This window comes from Thaumasiovibrio clandestinus (assembly GCF_047250365.1).
Classification (GTDB): domain Bacteria; phylum Pseudomonadota; class Gammaproteobacteria; order Enterobacterales; family Vibrionaceae; genus Thaumasiovibrio.
This window is the reverse complement of record NZ_JBLBVL010000007.1, coordinates 76,921-91,804: the sequence shown is the minus strand read 5'-3', so window position 1 is coordinate 91,804 and position 14,884 is coordinate 76,921. Positions and strand designations below refer to the sequence as shown.

Genomic DNA, 14,884 nt, shown 5'->3' with positions numbered 1-14,884 from the left:
GGTCGTCGGAATGCATTGCATATGTTTGAGCGTGCCCGCGACGTCCGAATGAAGTGGATATTGAGCTCATGAATTGAGCATGGAGAAAACAATAATGACGGTAGCATACTCATATAAGCCCACTGTAGATATTACTAAAGTCCCAACTAAAACGTTACACACTGGGCAGAAAATGCCTGCGGTGGGATTGGGAACTTTTGGCTCGGATAGATTCAGTCCGGAAGAGGTTTCGCAAGCTGTTTATGGTGCAGTAAAAGCGGGGTATCGTTTTCTTGATTGTGCATCTATTTATGGTAATGAAGATCAAATTGGCGACGTATTACAACGTGCCATGGCGGAGTTTGGTCTTTCACGTGAAGCGTTCTTTATTAACTCTAAGGTTTGGAACGATCAGCATGATGATGTCATCAATGCGTGTAAAAAAACGCTACAAGATTTACAAGTTGATTACCTCGATCTTTATTTGATTCATTGGCCATTCCCTAATTTCCATCCGATTGGTTGTGATGGTGATTCGCGTAGCCCTGATGCGCAACCGTACCTTCACGAGTGCTTTATGAATACTTGGCGTCAGATGGAACAGCTAGTGGATATGGGGCTAGTGAAAGCGATAGGCACTTCAAATATGACGGTGCCGAAAATGAAACTGCTACTTAGAGACGCAAAGATTAAGCCTGCGGTTAATGAAATGGAGTGCCATCCTCTATTCCAACAACAAGCACTGTTTGATTACCTCGTTGAAAATGACATCGTGCCTGTGGGTTTTTGTCCTATCGGTTCTCCAACTCGCCCAGATCGTGATAAAACGGAAGACGATTTAGTCGATATTGAAAATCCTGTTATTGTCTCGGTAGCAAAGCGTCTCGGTGTACATCCCGCGATTGTTTGTATTAAGTGGGCGGTTCAAAGAGGACATGTGCCCATTCCATTTTCCGTGCAAGAAGATCAATATATCTCTAACTTGCAATGTGTAACAGAAAACCCTCTGACAGACGAAGAACTGGAAGAACTGTCTAAGATAGATGCCAATAACCGTCTGATTAAAGGACAGGTCTTTTTATGGGAAGGGGCGCAGGGTTGGGAAGATTTATGGGATCTAGGAGGGGTTATTACCGAGTAGCTCCTCTTTTTTGAGCGTTTACATTGCGGAAACTTTCAAATACCATTGTTGCTTTTCGCAGTGTGAGTCACCGTGCTGTTTGAAATCTGTTATATGAGGAATACATGAACCCGCTAAATCGTCGAGAAAAGATACTCGAGCTATTGAAAAAGGATGGTCAAGTTGCGGTCAAAGAGTTGTCTATCATGTTTGATACCTCTGAGGTTACCCTTAGATCAGATTTAAAGAGTTTGGAACAGCAAGGTAAGCTCAAGCGCTTCTTTGGTGGAGCGCAGTCCATTGAATCTCTTCCTCTATCACAACAAGTCGTGGTGCAAGAGGATGAAATTCAAATCGACAATCGATACAAGATAAACTCCGACTCCAAAGATCATATCGCTAGTGTGGCAGCTGGCTTGGTAAGGAAAGGCGACTCTATCATCATTGATAGTGGTAGTACTACACATCTAGTGGCAAAGTGTTTGGCCAAGGAGGGTGGGTATACCATTATCACCAATAATCTGGCCGCATCATCGGAGTTATTAGAGGCGCCTGACACAACGTTGGTAATTGTTGGTGGCACTTACCGCAGTAAGACTAAGTCATTGCATGGTTATCAAGCTGAACAGTGTTTAAGAGGGGTTCAAGCTGACGTTCTTATCGTGGGGGCTGATGGTATCGACCCAGAGAAAGGAATAACAACGTTTAACGAAGGCTACGCGATTACCGGAGTGATGGCATCTTGCGCTCAAAAAGTAATTGCTGTGGTTGATTCATCTAAGCTTGGTCGAATTGGCTTTAATAAAGTCTTAGATGCATCGCAAATTGATGTTTTGGTTATCGATGGCGGTATTCCACCTGAGACGAAGCGTCAATTTGAAAACATTGGTTTAGAAGTCCTAGTTGTTGACTAAAAGATGACTGTTTAACAACGAGATTCAAAAAGGCCAGCGAATGCTGGCCTTTCTTTTATTTCATGAAAATGACCAAGCCGTCTATTCGCAAGCGTTTGAGTACATTTCTACCACTTCTTGTATTTTATCTAGAACAAGTGCTTTAGGGGTAGGTGGAATCAGGCCTTCACTGACTTTGTGATATTGTTTAGGCATATACTGGCTTAGCATCGACAATGGGATCTGTTTGCTCTCTAAGTTAGCAAATAGTTGTTCTGTAGCGGTTTTTATTCGCGGCTCAGACCAATAGTAACGAATACGGTCGGAAAAGCTGTAATGGAGATTATTAATAATAGTGGCATACTTATCCCCATAGTAGGACGCCCAATATTTCGGCTCGGCCAATAAGACGTCATCGACGACTTTCTTAAATTGACTTGCCTTCTCAGCAGGAACTATTTCTGACTCCATTTCGGCGAGTGAAAAGAGCGCTTCTCTTAGTGCAAATGTAAGTGCTGGGCCGACTTTTAAGATAGCGAAATGGTTTTCGACCAAGTCATTGAGGTGTTCATAGGTTTGATAGTCCGTTGAGTGAGCTTCATATACCCAAGGTGTGCTTTCAATATAGTTGGCAATTTCAGCAGCCTTCTCTTTTTCAAATCGGATCACCTTGCTGTGATCGAATTCGACACCGGGCTGAACAACGATGCCAACAACCTTGTTTAGTGCCTCTTTGATACCAACAACGTCAAATGCGGTGATATGGGTATCTATGGTATTTTGAATGTCGTCTAGTTTACTGACATGCACGGTTTCAATTTCACACGACTCTCCACCAGGAACTGGCACTTCGGTACCGATAACATACGTTAGCTTATCTTTCGTTTCTTCGGGAGCCGAATCTTCAGCAACTTTACACATTTCTGCTGAGCGTTTGGCTATTGTCATTGATGATAATGGGACTTCATCATCAGCGCATGACATAGAGGCATCTAGGTGGATCTTGGTAAACCCTGCTTCAACGTAGGCCTTAATAAGATCGAGAGACTTTTTCATCGCTGTTGCTGCAGGCTCTTTTTGCCAACAGTTTGGACCGAGATGATCCCCTCCTAAAATCAACTTATCTTTTGGGAAACCAACCTGATCCGCAATCTTTTTAACGTAGGCGACGAAGTCTTTCGGCGTCATTCCTGTATAGCCACCAAATTGATTAACTTGGTTTGACGTCGCTTCAATTAGAACAGGCTTTCCTGTCTTTAGTTCGTATCTCAGCGTTGCTTCAATGACTAATGGGTGCGCAGAGCAGACAGAATAGATGCCGAGTTTGTTGTTTTGATTCTTGTGAGCACTAACGATATTTTTCACTTTTCATCTCCAATATTAATCCAAGAAATCCATGTTCAGCATTGCCGTAGATGACTCATTAATGATATATCACAATTTATCGTTTGTCTTCATTTGATTTCGAAGTCGAAAGTTGAATTGTTGTGGGGTTACGTTTGACCTCGCTTAGTTAAGTGTTATGTTATGTTTGTTTTCGTTGTGGCTTAGCCTGTTTTTGGTTGTTTTCAAACTCGTAGTGATTTATTGTGGCGGAAGGTTGTGAACACACGCTTATGGCCATCATATTTCAGCGAGGGTAAAGGATGATTCAGCAATTGCTGACAACGCTAGGATTCATTGGCGGGTGTTTTGTGACAGGGATGTTAGTGCAACGTCATTTGCCCAGTTATAGTCAACGCTTACGCCTGATATCGACTCAAACGTCTCTGCTGTTGGTTATTCCGTTTGCGATTATGAACTCATTGTGGCAATTGGGGCGGATTGATGCAGATCTTTTCGTTGTTCCAATGTTAGGGGTCACCGTCATTATCTCAGGAGCGATAACCTGTGTTGCGACCTCACGGTTGTATTCGTTGAGCCGCCCCGACTTTGCATCATTACTTCCCGTGATGAGCTTTTATAATTTAGGTGCGCTGGGCGCTCTTTTTGCTTTTATCTTCTTTGGTGAAGATGGGGTAGCGCTACTGGCATTATTTAAGTTATTTGAAGAAGCGATTAATTTTGGGATCATTTTTCCATATTGTCGTTCGAGAGGGATAAGTCGTGGTGATCACGCTGAAAAGTTTTGGAAAAATCCGGTATTTGTGGTTTCAATGAGTGCATTGATTATTGGAATGGTACTGGGTACTACTGGCGTTAATCGTCCTGATATTCTGTCGATGGTAAGCCAAACGTTAATCCCGATAGGAAGTCTATTGTTAGTTTTTGCCGCTGGCTTGACCTTCCATGTTAGTGGCTCGCAACAGTGGTTAAAATTGTCGGCATTCGCCGCGATGGTGAGAATTATATTGGGGTGTAGTGTTGTAACGACGCTATTTTGGGGATTTGACCTTTGGTCCTTGGGAGACGGTATCTTGTACCCTGTGTGTATTATGCTAGCGTGTATGCCCTGTGGTTTTATCGGTGTTCTTCCTGCTAGGCTATACGGGTTAAATACCGCATTATCAAATACGTCATGGATCGCGACCTATGTGATGTCTTTAATTTCTGGCGTTATATACCTCTTCTTATTTTAAGGCACAGTCAGCGTAGTTGCACCGCAGAGTATCCTTTGATTTGTACTGAACTTAGCACAAAGAAATATAGCGAGCAGTGGATGAAATCAACGCCACCTTGCTTGAGCTGCGAAATGGTCGAAAGTTTTGAGAGAAAATTACATCTTTGACGGTTTGAAAATCAAACATATTGTTTGCATTATATTCGCTTGAATGGATTGTTGTTGCAAAACTAGGCAAACAATCAGACTGGGGCTTGATTCGTGGCACGTTAGGCATTATTCTTCGTTGCACTTACGGAGAGATGGCTGAGTGGTTGAAAGCACCGGTCTTGAAAACCGGCATACGTTAATAGCGTATCTAGGGTTCAAATCCCTATCTCTCCGCCACATTTAAAAAAGCCGCTGATTTATCAGCGGCTTTTTTGTATCTACAGTCTTTAGGATCATCTTGCACAGACCTGTGGGACGTACTTATTGAGACTTATAAATAGCGTAGACGATACGCGTACCGCAATCCTCTTCCACTATATAAAATTAGCTATCCCAAAGAGTTAAACTTTCCTTCTGGCATACCGTTGTCGATGGCGCTGATACTCAATTCCCCCACAATGGAGCGCAAATGTGAAAACGCTAGCAAAACCACGAGTATTCACATCTTAACCTTGCGATGTAGACCATACTAAATCTTCAATTAGAGCGCTGTATGAATTATTGATAGGACAGAATTATGATCATCTCTGCTTCGACTGACTACCGTGCAGCGGCGAAGGCTAAACTACCGCCATTCTTATTTCACTATATTGATGGCGGCTCATATGGCGAACATACATTAAGAAAGAATACTGAAGACCTAGCCAATATAGCGCTTAAGCAACGGGTTCTTAAGAACATGGAAAACTTGAGCCTAGAGACCGAAATCTTCGGTGAAAAGCTCTCTATGCCCATCGCGCTTGCTCCGGTTGGCCTTACAGGGATGTATGCAAGACGAGGTGAAGTGCAGGCGGCTAAAGCCGCAGAAAATAAGGGGTTACCATTTACTATGTCAACGGTTTCCGTCTGTCCGATTGAAGAGGTCACGCCGGCGATACAGCGACCAATGTGGTTTCAGCTTTATGTGTTGAAAGATCGTGGCTTTATGAAGAATGCGCTGGAACGAGCAAAAGCCGCGGGCGTCACTACCTTAGTGTTTACCGTTGATATGCCAGTGCCTGGTGCACGTTATCGCGATATGCACTCGGGAATGAGTGGCCCTAATGCTGCCGCACGTCGAGTCTTTCAAGCGATGCGTCACCCTCGCTGGGCGTTGGATGTAGGCCTGTTTGGCAAGCCACATGACTTAGGTAACATCTCGACCTACCGCGGCGAACCAACCAAACTAGAGGATTACATTGGTTGGCTTGGTGATAATTTCGATCCATCTATCTCATGGAAAGACTTAGAGTGGATCCGTGAATTCTGGGATGGCCCGATGGTGATTAAGGGTATTCTCGATGAGCAGGATGCCAAAGATGCGGTCGCATTTGGTGCTGATGGCATTGTTGTCTCTAATCACGGTGGCCGCCAACTTGATGGCGTACTCTCTACCGCAAGAGCGCTACCAAACATTGCAGATGCCGTAAAAGGCGACTTGAAAATCCTCGTTGATTCGGGCATCCGAACTGGATTAGACGTCGTTCGCATGCTAGCACTCGGCGCAGACTGCACGTTACTGGGACGTTCCTTCATCTATGCATTAGCAGCACAAGGCCAAGCAGGGGTTGAGAATCTTCTCGATCTGTATGAAAAAGAGATGCGTGTGGCGATGACCCTCACTGGTGCTAAGAGCATCAAAGAATTAAATCACAGTTCTCTCGTCGACATTGATTAATTGGAAAGGTGTTACAGCTAATAATGTGGTTCTGTAACACCGCTTTTGTCGACAGACCTATTCTTTATTAGCCATGTAAACGTTTACCTGCGTAGGTGATTATACAGCGCGAACCCTATATTCTCACCTTCCTTACTTGGATGTAAGGTCATGAGTTAGCCACTTTAGGTGGTGTATTGTCCACATCTATCATTGCAACTTGTTTGAATCGCCGTGAAACATTCGTGGAAACGTTTACATAATGAGAGTTAGATCACGGTAGAATCCCCCTTTTGATTGGTACACTATTTGTAGTGAAGAGCGATGACGCTTATGAATGACTGGAGGCAAATGTGAAGGTACTGGTTACTGGTGGAATGGGATATATCGGCAGTCATACTTGTGTGCAAATGATTGAGGCCGGAATAGAGCCGATCATTGTTGACAATCTATGTAATGCCAAAGTTGAAGTTCTCAATCGAATTGAGTCACTAACCGGTAAAAAGCCCACTTTTTATCAGGGTGATATACGTGATGAAGCATTCTTAGACTCGGTATTTTCCCAGCACGCTATTACCGCGGTGATTCATTTTGCCGGCCTTAAAGCTGTGGGCGAGTCAGTCGCTAAGCCACTTGAGTATTATGACAATAATGTAAACGGTTCACTGGTACTTGCTCGCTCAATGCGTAAAGCAGGGGTAAAGAGTATTGTCTTTAGTTCATCAGCAACAGTGTATGGCGATCCAGATATTGTCCCTATCACAGAAAATTCTCCAACAGGTTCAACAACAAACCCTTACGGGCGCAGCAAATACATGGTTGAAGGTTGCTTAACGGATCTATTTAACGCAGAGAATGATTGGAGTATTACTTTATTGCGTTATTTCAACCCTGTCGGCGCACATGCTTCAGGCACTATGGGGGAAGACCCTCAAGGTATTCCAAATAATTTGATGCCGTTTATTGCTCAGGTTGCGGTCGGTCGTCGAGACAAGTTAGCCGTGTTTGGCAACGACTATGCGACTCCAGATGGAACCGGTGTACGTGATTACATTCATGTTATGGACCTAGCGGACGGCCACGTTGCTGCGCTAAAGGTACTCGGTGCGAAAGCCGGTTTGCATATCTATAACTTAGGCACAGGTAAAGGGTCGAGCGTATTGGATATGGTGCAGGCGTTTGGTGAAGCGTGTGGAAATCCTATCCCTTATGAACTTTGTCCTCGCCGTCCAGGTGACATTGCCGAGTGCTGGGCGAGTACGGAAAAAGCAGAGCGCGATCTGGGTTGGAAAGCGACGCGTACCGTTGCACAAATGACACGAGATACGTGGAACTGGCAGTCAAAGAATCCGCAAGGTTACTAATTTATTTCCAGTGCTCATCTGAGCACTGTCACACCTGATTTCGAGTTGAGAAAGTAAGATGTCAAACGTAGAGTTTAACCCAGTTGATCACCCACACCGTCGTTATAACCCGTTAACGGGGCAGTGGATTTTGGTATCACCGCATCGCGCTAAGCGCCCTTGGAGCGGTCAGGATGAGAAACCGTCTACCGAGGAACTACCTAGCTATGAAGAAAGCTGCTTTCTTTGTCCAACCAATGCCCGTATCTCTGGTGATGTTAATCCAGACTATGAAGGGACATACGTTTTTACGAATGATTTTGCGGCATTAATGACAGATTCGCCAGATGCGCCAGCCTCAAATAACCCATTATTTAAAAGCGAAGGTGCGCGTGGTTTAAGCCGCGTTATTTGCTTTTCGCCAGATCACAGCAAAACACTGCCTGAGTTATCTGTGACAAAAATTCGTGGTGTAGTGGATACATGGAATGAGCAGATTGAAGAGTTAGGTAAAGAGTATGTCTGGGTTCAGGCGTTTGAAAATAAAGGTGAAACCATGGGGTGTTCGCAGCCTCATCCGCATGGTCAAATTTGGGCAAATAGCTTTTTACCGAATGAAATTGAACGCAAAGAGCTGAATTTAAAAGCTTACTATGCAGAGAACGGAACGAACCTGTTGGTGGATTATATCACCGCTGAACTGGAAGATGGGTCTCGAATTGTTGTAGAGACCGAGCATTGGGTTGCGCTGGTTCCTTATTGGGCGGCGTGGCCATTTGAAACCATGTTATTGCCTAAAGCCCACATCCGCCGCATGAATGAGCTGAATGATGAGATGCGAGATGATCTTGCTTTGGCAATCAAAAAGCTGACGAGTCGTTATGACAACTTGTTCCAATGCTCATTCCCATATTCTATGGGGTGGCATTACGCACCATTTTTTGAAGAAGGAACAGATATCGAACATTGGCAATTGCATGCTCTGTTTTATCCGCCGCTGCTTCGTAGCGCTTCTGTGCGCAAGTTTATGGTTGGTTATGAAATGCTTGCCGAAAGCCAACGTGACCTCACTGCAGAACAAGCGGCGCAGCGCTTACGTGACTTAAGCGACGTACACTATAAAGAGCAGCAATAACGATATCTGACTTAGAGCACCTTTGCTTATAAAGCCCCTTGAAATAATGCTTAAAGGTGCCCTGACATAACGATTAGAAATTTAAAAGAGAAGCCCCTATGTCTGAATTGATTCAAAATGTCAAAACGTCGTTCGAGAAAGTATTAGGTTATGTGCCTAGTCATTTTATCCAAGCACCTGGCCGAGTGAACTTAATTGGTGAGCATACCGACTATAATGATGGTTTTGTTCTACCTTGTGCGATTAATTATCAAGCTGTGGTAGCAGCGGCAAAGCGTGATGATAACGTCGTGCGCGTTGTTTCTGTGGATTATGATAATGCTGTCGATGAGTTTGATCTGACAGAAGAAATCACGTTCCAGCAAGATAAGATGTGGGCCAATTACATCCGTGGTGTGGTCAAATTTTTGCAAGCTCGTGGACACCAATTTACGGGTGCAGATATCTCTGTTAGTGGAAATGTTCCTCAAGGCGCAGGCTTAAGCTCATCTGCAGCGTTAGAAGTGGTCATTGGGCAAACATTTAAGGTGTTATATAACCTAGAGATAAGCCAAGCTGAGATCGCTTTAAATGGCCAGCAAGCAGAAAATGAGTTCGTGGGTTGTAATTGCGGCATTATGGATCAAATGATTTCAGCGGAAGGGCGTGAAAACCATGCGATGCTGCTTGATTGTCGCAGCTTAGAGACACAGGCAGTTTCAATGCCTGAAGATATGGCCGTTGTGATTATCAACTCCAACAAAAAACGTGGCTTGGTCGACAGTGAATACAATACCCGCCGTGAGCAGTGCGAAGAAGCGGCGCGAATTTTTGGTGTGAAAGCGCTGCGAGATGTCACTATCGAGCAGTTTAAAGCGAAAGAAGATCAGCTTGACCCTATGGTCGCAAAACGTGCTCGCCATGTTATTACTGAGAATGATCGCACAGTCGAAGCGGCAGAGGCATTACGTTCTCACAATATGATAAGAATGAGTGAGTTGATGGCTGAATCTCATGCATCTATGCGTGATGATTTTGAAATCACAGTAAAAGAAGTCGATACCTTGGTGGATATTGTAAAAGCTGTGATTGGAACCGAAGGCGGTGTGCGCATGACCGGTGGTGGCTTTGGCGGTTGTATTGTGGCACTAGTGTTACCCGCGCAAGTGGATGCAATCAAAGCTGCAGTGGCTGCGCAATATGAAGCGGCGACAGGCTTGAAAGCGTCTATTTATGTGTGCCAAGCCAAAGATGGTGCAGGTCTGGTTGACGTTCAATAGATGGGATGAATATGGAGACGCACTTAGAGCTGTTACAACAAACGATGACCTCAACACCATCTTTTGATGGCGAGCCAGCGAAACTAATCCACTTGAGAAACCAGCATGGTATGACGGTTTCATTTATGGACATTGGAGCCACTTGGCTCAGTTGTACGGTGCCAGTTAACGGAGTGGGTCGTGAGGTGTTGTTGTGCTCGCCTGATATGCAGGCACATATGGCACAGAGCGCTTACCTTGGGTCGATTGTCGGACGTTATGCCAACCGCATTGCAAAAGGGCAATTTACGCTCGGTGAGCAACTGTATCAGTTGGGTATCAATAATGGTGAAAACTCTCTGCATGGGGGACAAAACGGATTTGATAAGCGTCGCTGGAGAATTGAAACGCTCAGTGAAACTGAAGTGATGTTTGTGTTAAGTTCTCCTGATGGCGATGAGGGCTATCCGGGGCACCTTGATGTTAGCGTTACCTACACACTAACGGCAGATAATGCGTTACAGATTCGCTATGACGGACAATGCGACAAAACGTGCCCAGTTAACCTGACTAACCACGCCTATTTTAATTTGGCGGGCGAAGGTGCAAAAGCCAATGCTCTTCAACATACCTTGCAAATGGAGGCAACTCATTACCTACCTACTGACCATCATCAGATCCCGACAGGAGAGTTGAAAGAGGTGGTGCAAAGTAGCTTTGATTTTATCCAGCCAAAACAGATTGGTGCTGAGTTTTTGGCGGATGACGATCAGCGAATCGCGGGAGGGTATGATCACGCCTTCGTTTTTTCTTCTAACGTAACTAACGGTAAAAGCGATGCAGTGACCCTTACGTCACCAGCAGGCGATCTGGTCATGAAGATAAAAACCACTAAGCCGGCGATTCAACTCTACACGGGTAACTTCTTAATGGGCGTTGCTGGCGTAAGTAAAGAGTATCAAGCGTATGATGGCGTCGCATTAGAAACGCAGTATTTTCCAGACGGTCCCAATCATTCAGAATGGGTCAATAATGGTGGGCTACTGCCAGCTGGTGAACGCTACCAACATCAAACGACCTATCAGTTTATTGCGTAGCGATACATTCGCTGTGTTACTGTCAGTTTATACTTTAACTAAAGGGGCGAATTATCGCCCCTTTTCGTCCAATCGCTATCAGCTTCGTTATTGTTTCCTCGCTGAAAGTCACGCCAGTATCAATTCAGGCCCCTTACCGCTTTCAATGTCAGAAAAGCGAACAGCGGAGTAGCGTTCGTAAGCATCAATTTGCTTAAGCAAGAGTGTTACCGTGCCTTGTTGTCCAATAAGAAGGTTACTTACATCGAATTCGACCCAGTGGCCCGTTTGTTCCGGAGTGATAACTTGACTGTTTCCCTGCCGTACCATTTTAGGTGCGGTGTTCCACGTCACACTGCCTTGTGACCATGCTGTATCGTCTGTTAAGCATGCAGCGATTTCTCTAGTGGGGGTCGCGCCACACCATGATATGTACAAGCGTAAGGTCGCCTGAGAAGAAGGGGGGATCGACAGATCAAATTTCAATAAGGTGTAACGAATTGAGTTATCTCTGCCACCTCTAACTTCAAGATCTTGGTTATTAAGATTGGTATCGGCATATGTACCACCACGTATCCAACTATCTTCAGATGCAAGCACTGTGTAGCTATTTGGGCCTAGGAATGCTAGCGTGCGATGATTGAAAGGGGCATCTCGAGTGGGGTCTAGAATGGGGAATAGATGATCTAAACTGCTATTCGTTAGACCCAACCACTGCATCAGTGTTGCTGCCATCTGCGCTTGTGGAGTAGAAGGAATAAACTTATTTTTCCAATCGTCTACCCCTCCAGGTTTAAAGCTAGGATATGTGCCATAGGCTCGGCCACCATTAACAGGGCCAAGTACGAGCTGGTTACTTCCCCATCCATGATCGGTTCCGTGTTTCGAGTTGTTACGTATTGTCCGTCCAAATTCAGACATCGTGAAAGTTACAACACTATCGCTTAGTCCAGCACTGTCCAAAGCCGTTTGGAACGTACCCAATAACTGATCCAGTGTCGCTAGTTTGTTGTCATTTGTTGTTGCGTGATTATCCCAACCACCAACCTGAATGTAGAAGATTTGTCGCTGGTGTCCGAGATCGTGCGCCGCTTGAAGCATCCGTTTAACCATGCGGAAATTGTTAGCTGCCCGAGACCCGGTAATAGTGAGATCCTCTGGATAACGGTTAAGTACATCAGTAAGTTTATCTGGGGTCTCGATGGCCTGTTGATAGCGTGCCGATAGCTCCAACATACTGGCTGAGCTTGGAACTGATTTAAGGTATTGCTCGTAAATCGTTCGAAATTGTGCTGAGCCATCTAGTGCCTTAAATCCTTTTAGTTCATCTGATTTGAGGCTGAGATCTTGAACCTGATCTCCCGCAGTCCAAATTGAACCGCCTGTGGTCATTGCCTGCGGTAGTATTGCGAAAGGATCTTGTAAGATATCGATAGCCATCCCTCCCCAACCAGACTGTGCAAGTTCGCCTTTTTCCGGTTGGAAAGAACGATGCCAGTAGCGATATTGATTCGAGTGGGAACCGATATGACTGGGTTTAATTGCGGAATCGATATTGGCTTGAGTAATTGGCTCGATAAGTGCGCCGACATTGATGATTGGCACAGCACGCCCATTCTGGATTTGCTGAGCCATTCTTGGCATATTTGGATTGAGCGCCAATGGCACTCCATTATCGGAAGTCAGGGCAATATCGAGCATTACACTGCTGTCATGTGCAATGTCTGGGCGTGCGAGTTGGTATTCATCATAATGGGTACCCGACATTGGTAGTACCATGTTGAAGGAGTCGCATCCACCGCCTAAATAGACACAGACTAAAGCTTTATGGCTGGTATCTCCAGCTGCGAAGGCGGCTTTAGGTAAACCGATATATAGTGGTAATGCACTGCTACTCCATACCGCAGCACCAGATTGCAAAAAACGTCGACGTGACAATTTCATAGGTTCACTCCTGTACGCGAAATTCAGGTGAGGTGGCGGCAAGGTAAAGCATTTGACGCACAGTATCTTTCAGATTTCCCCCAGTTTGTTGGGTGTAAATATGATTGAGTGCTGTTTCCATAGGTGTAGACAAGCGGTTTTTAAAAAAGCGTAGGCTGATTGCGGTGATCAAGGCATTCACGCCTTCATTGTCTGCTAAGTTGACCAGTTCAGATAGATGAATATAGAGCTTAGTTTTATCGGTAGGGTTGCTAGCGTAATCATTCCACTCCCACAAATAATCATGAACCAAGTTGCCAGCACTAATCAACTGTAGCCAAGTCATACCATCGAGCTCAGGGGCTACCAACCCTGCTTCCGCGAGTGGACCTACTGGGCTGTAATCTGGTGCAAAATAATTAAACACTGATGGTGCAGAGAGTATGTCCTGCCCATGCCCATCTCTAAAAACACTCTGTGGATAAAAGCCATGTTGCGGATCCCCAGAGAAAGCTTTCATCGCTCGTAAAAAAGAGACAATGTGTGTTATCGGATCTTTAGGGCGGCTTACTGGCGGAAAGCCATTGTCACGCCAGATCTCTTGATCACTGATAATAGTGCGAATCACTGCAGCCAAATCCCCCCGAGTGTTTTGGAAAACCTCGGCGACACGTCTAATATATGCAGGCGTTGGATTGGAAGTTACTAATTTAGTGATTAGGAACTTCGAAACGAAAGGTGCGGTACAAGGGTGAGCAACTAAGATGTCGAGAGCTTGGTTGAGATCTGTTTCAGTATCTTGCCCCGCAGGCAGAGTTTCGCCGAGCAGTGTTTTTTCGTCAGTATCATGCCAAGACTCATTTGCTACCATTGGGTCGAGTAGACTGCCACCATCTTTAGTCCACCCAGTGAAGACACGCGCCATTGCTGTAACATCATCATCTGAGTACGTTTCCACCTCACGCCCTTCTGCATCGAGGATTGGTGCGCCATCAAGGTCTGTCTCAATTAGGCCAATAGTAAATAGCTGCATCAACTCTCGTGCATAATTTTCATCTGGAGAACTACCAGATGCGGTATAGGAGAGGTTGTCTACAGAAGTTAGGAATATTCCCATTACTGGTGAGCGGCTCACCTCGTAAAGCAACTCGCGATAACTGCCTAAGGCATGCTTTACCAGAATGTCGTAGTAAGCCGTTAATGCCAAGTGTTCATCACTAAGGCCAGTATCCTTGCTTGACACTACAAGCAGCTGACTCAGAGCAAAAGCTACGCGTTGACGCAACTGATCTTCCGCTCCAAGTGCTTGGTCAATCCAAGCGCCTTGGCGATATTCAGACCAATAGCTGGTATTTGTAGTTTTCTGTAAAAATTGAGGAACATGATAAGAGGGGGCCAAGCTTAACTGATGCTCTATCCAATTATTACTACCACCTTGTTGTAACTCCTCGATTTCAGGTTGAATGGCCCCAAAAGTGCTGCAATCTAGAAAACGAGCTGCCTGCCAGTAGGTCATTACAGTCATACTGGTTACTCCTTTAGCGAATGAGAAGGATTTATTTTCCTGAGTTGAGTCGATTATTTAAAGGTAGTATTAAAAACCATACAATAATCATGGTTTTTAACAAAAGTAGATATAGGTAGGAATTTTCTACAATAGGAATGAAATCAAGAAGGTTAGAGAGCAATCTGCTTTTATGAATTGATTGCTTAATCTTAAATATGTTGATGTGTGATAATTTTTTCGTTCGGTAATAGCAACGTCTTAGGC

At 44.9% G+C, this 14,884-nt stretch carries 11 protein-coding genes and 1 tRNA gene; 9 read left to right on the top strand and 3 right to left on the bottom strand.

Annotated elements, in window-relative coordinates; genetic code table 11:
* The first annotated feature begins 94 nt into the window (after positions 1 to 94).
* Complete coding sequence (locus ACKLNH_RS11710; RefSeq protein WP_413112442.1) at positions 95 to 1,120, top strand: aldo/keto reductase; 1,026 nt, start codon at positions 95 to 97, stop codon at positions 1,118 to 1,120.
* Positions 1,121 to 1,224: 104 nt separating this feature from the next.
* On the top strand, positions 1,225 to 2,013 hold the full coding sequence (locus tag ACKLNH_RS11705) for a DeoR/GlpR family DNA-binding transcription regulator (RefSeq protein ID WP_413112441.1): 789 nt from the start codon (positions 1,225 to 1,227) through the stop codon (positions 2,011 to 2,013).
* Positions 2,014 to 2,094: 81 nt separating this feature from the next.
* Here the strand turns inward: ACKLNH_RS11705 and gatZ are convergent, their stop codons facing one another.
* Complete coding sequence (gatZ, locus tag ACKLNH_RS11700) at positions 2,095 to 3,357, bottom strand: tagatose-bisphosphate aldolase subunit GatZ (RefSeq protein ID WP_413112440.1); 1,263 nt, start codon at positions 3,355 to 3,357, stop codon at positions 2,095 to 2,097.
* Positions 3,358 to 3,638: 281 nt separating this feature from the next.
* Here gatZ and ACKLNH_RS11695 point away from each other — a divergent pair, with 281 nt between their 5' ends.
* From ACKLNH_RS11695 to galM, 7 genes are all read left to right on the top strand, one after another.
* Positions 3,639 to 4,571: an AEC family transporter gene (locus ACKLNH_RS11695; RefSeq protein WP_413112439.1), complete on the top strand. Its 933-nt coding sequence runs from the start codon at positions 3,639 to 3,641 to the stop codon at positions 4,569 to 4,571.
* A gap of 277 nt (positions 4,572 to 4,848) precedes the next feature.
* Positions 4,849 to 4,939, top strand: a tRNA-Ser gene (locus ACKLNH_RS11690).
* A 340-nt stretch (positions 4,940 to 5,279) separates the two neighbouring features.
* On the top strand, positions 5,280 to 6,419 hold the full coding sequence (gene lldD, locus ACKLNH_RS11685; protein ID WP_413112438.1) for an FMN-dependent L-lactate dehydrogenase LldD: 1,140 nt from the start codon (positions 5,280 to 5,282) through the stop codon (positions 6,417 to 6,419).
* Between the two features lie 332 nt (positions 6,420 to 6,751).
* Complete coding sequence (gene galE / locus ACKLNH_RS11680) at positions 6,752 to 7,762, top strand: UDP-glucose 4-epimerase GalE (protein ID WP_413112437.1); 1,011 nt, start codon at positions 6,752 to 6,754, stop codon at positions 7,760 to 7,762.
* A gap of 58 nt (positions 7,763 to 7,820) precedes the next feature.
* The gene (locus tag ACKLNH_RS11675; RefSeq protein WP_413112436.1) at positions 7,821 to 8,876 is read left to right on the top strand and encodes a UDP-glucose--hexose-1-phosphate uridylyltransferase; all 1,056 of its coding nucleotides are present in this window, start codon (positions 7,821 to 7,823) and stop codon (positions 8,874 to 8,876) included.
* Between the two features lie 98 nt (positions 8,877 to 8,974).
* A complete protein-coding gene (gene galK / locus ACKLNH_RS11670; RefSeq protein WP_413112435.1) occupies positions 8,975 to 10,135 on the top strand; it encodes a galactokinase in 1,161 nt (386 codons plus the stop codon).
* Between the two features lie 11 nt (positions 10,136 to 10,146).
* Complete coding sequence (gene galM, locus ACKLNH_RS11665; RefSeq protein WP_413112434.1) at positions 10,147 to 11,211, top strand: galactose-1-epimerase; 1,065 nt, start codon at positions 10,147 to 10,149, stop codon at positions 11,209 to 11,211.
* A 108-nt stretch (positions 11,212 to 11,319) separates the two neighbouring features.
* Here the strand turns inward: galM and ACKLNH_RS11660 are convergent, their stop codons facing one another.
* Together ACKLNH_RS11660 and ACKLNH_RS11655 are read right to left on the bottom strand one after the other, a co-directional pair.
* The gene (locus ACKLNH_RS11660; RefSeq protein WP_413112433.1) at positions 11,320 to 13,134 is read right to left on the bottom strand and encodes a DUF1501 domain-containing protein; all 1,815 of its coding nucleotides are present in this window, start codon (positions 13,132 to 13,134) and stop codon (positions 11,320 to 11,322) included.
* A gap of 4 nt (positions 13,135 to 13,138) precedes the next feature.
* On the bottom strand, positions 13,139 to 14,638 hold the full coding sequence (locus tag ACKLNH_RS11655; RefSeq protein WP_413112432.1) for a DUF1800 domain-containing protein: 1,500 nt from the start codon (positions 14,636 to 14,638) through the stop codon (positions 13,139 to 13,141).
* Positions 14,639 to 14,884 lie beyond the last annotated feature (246 nt).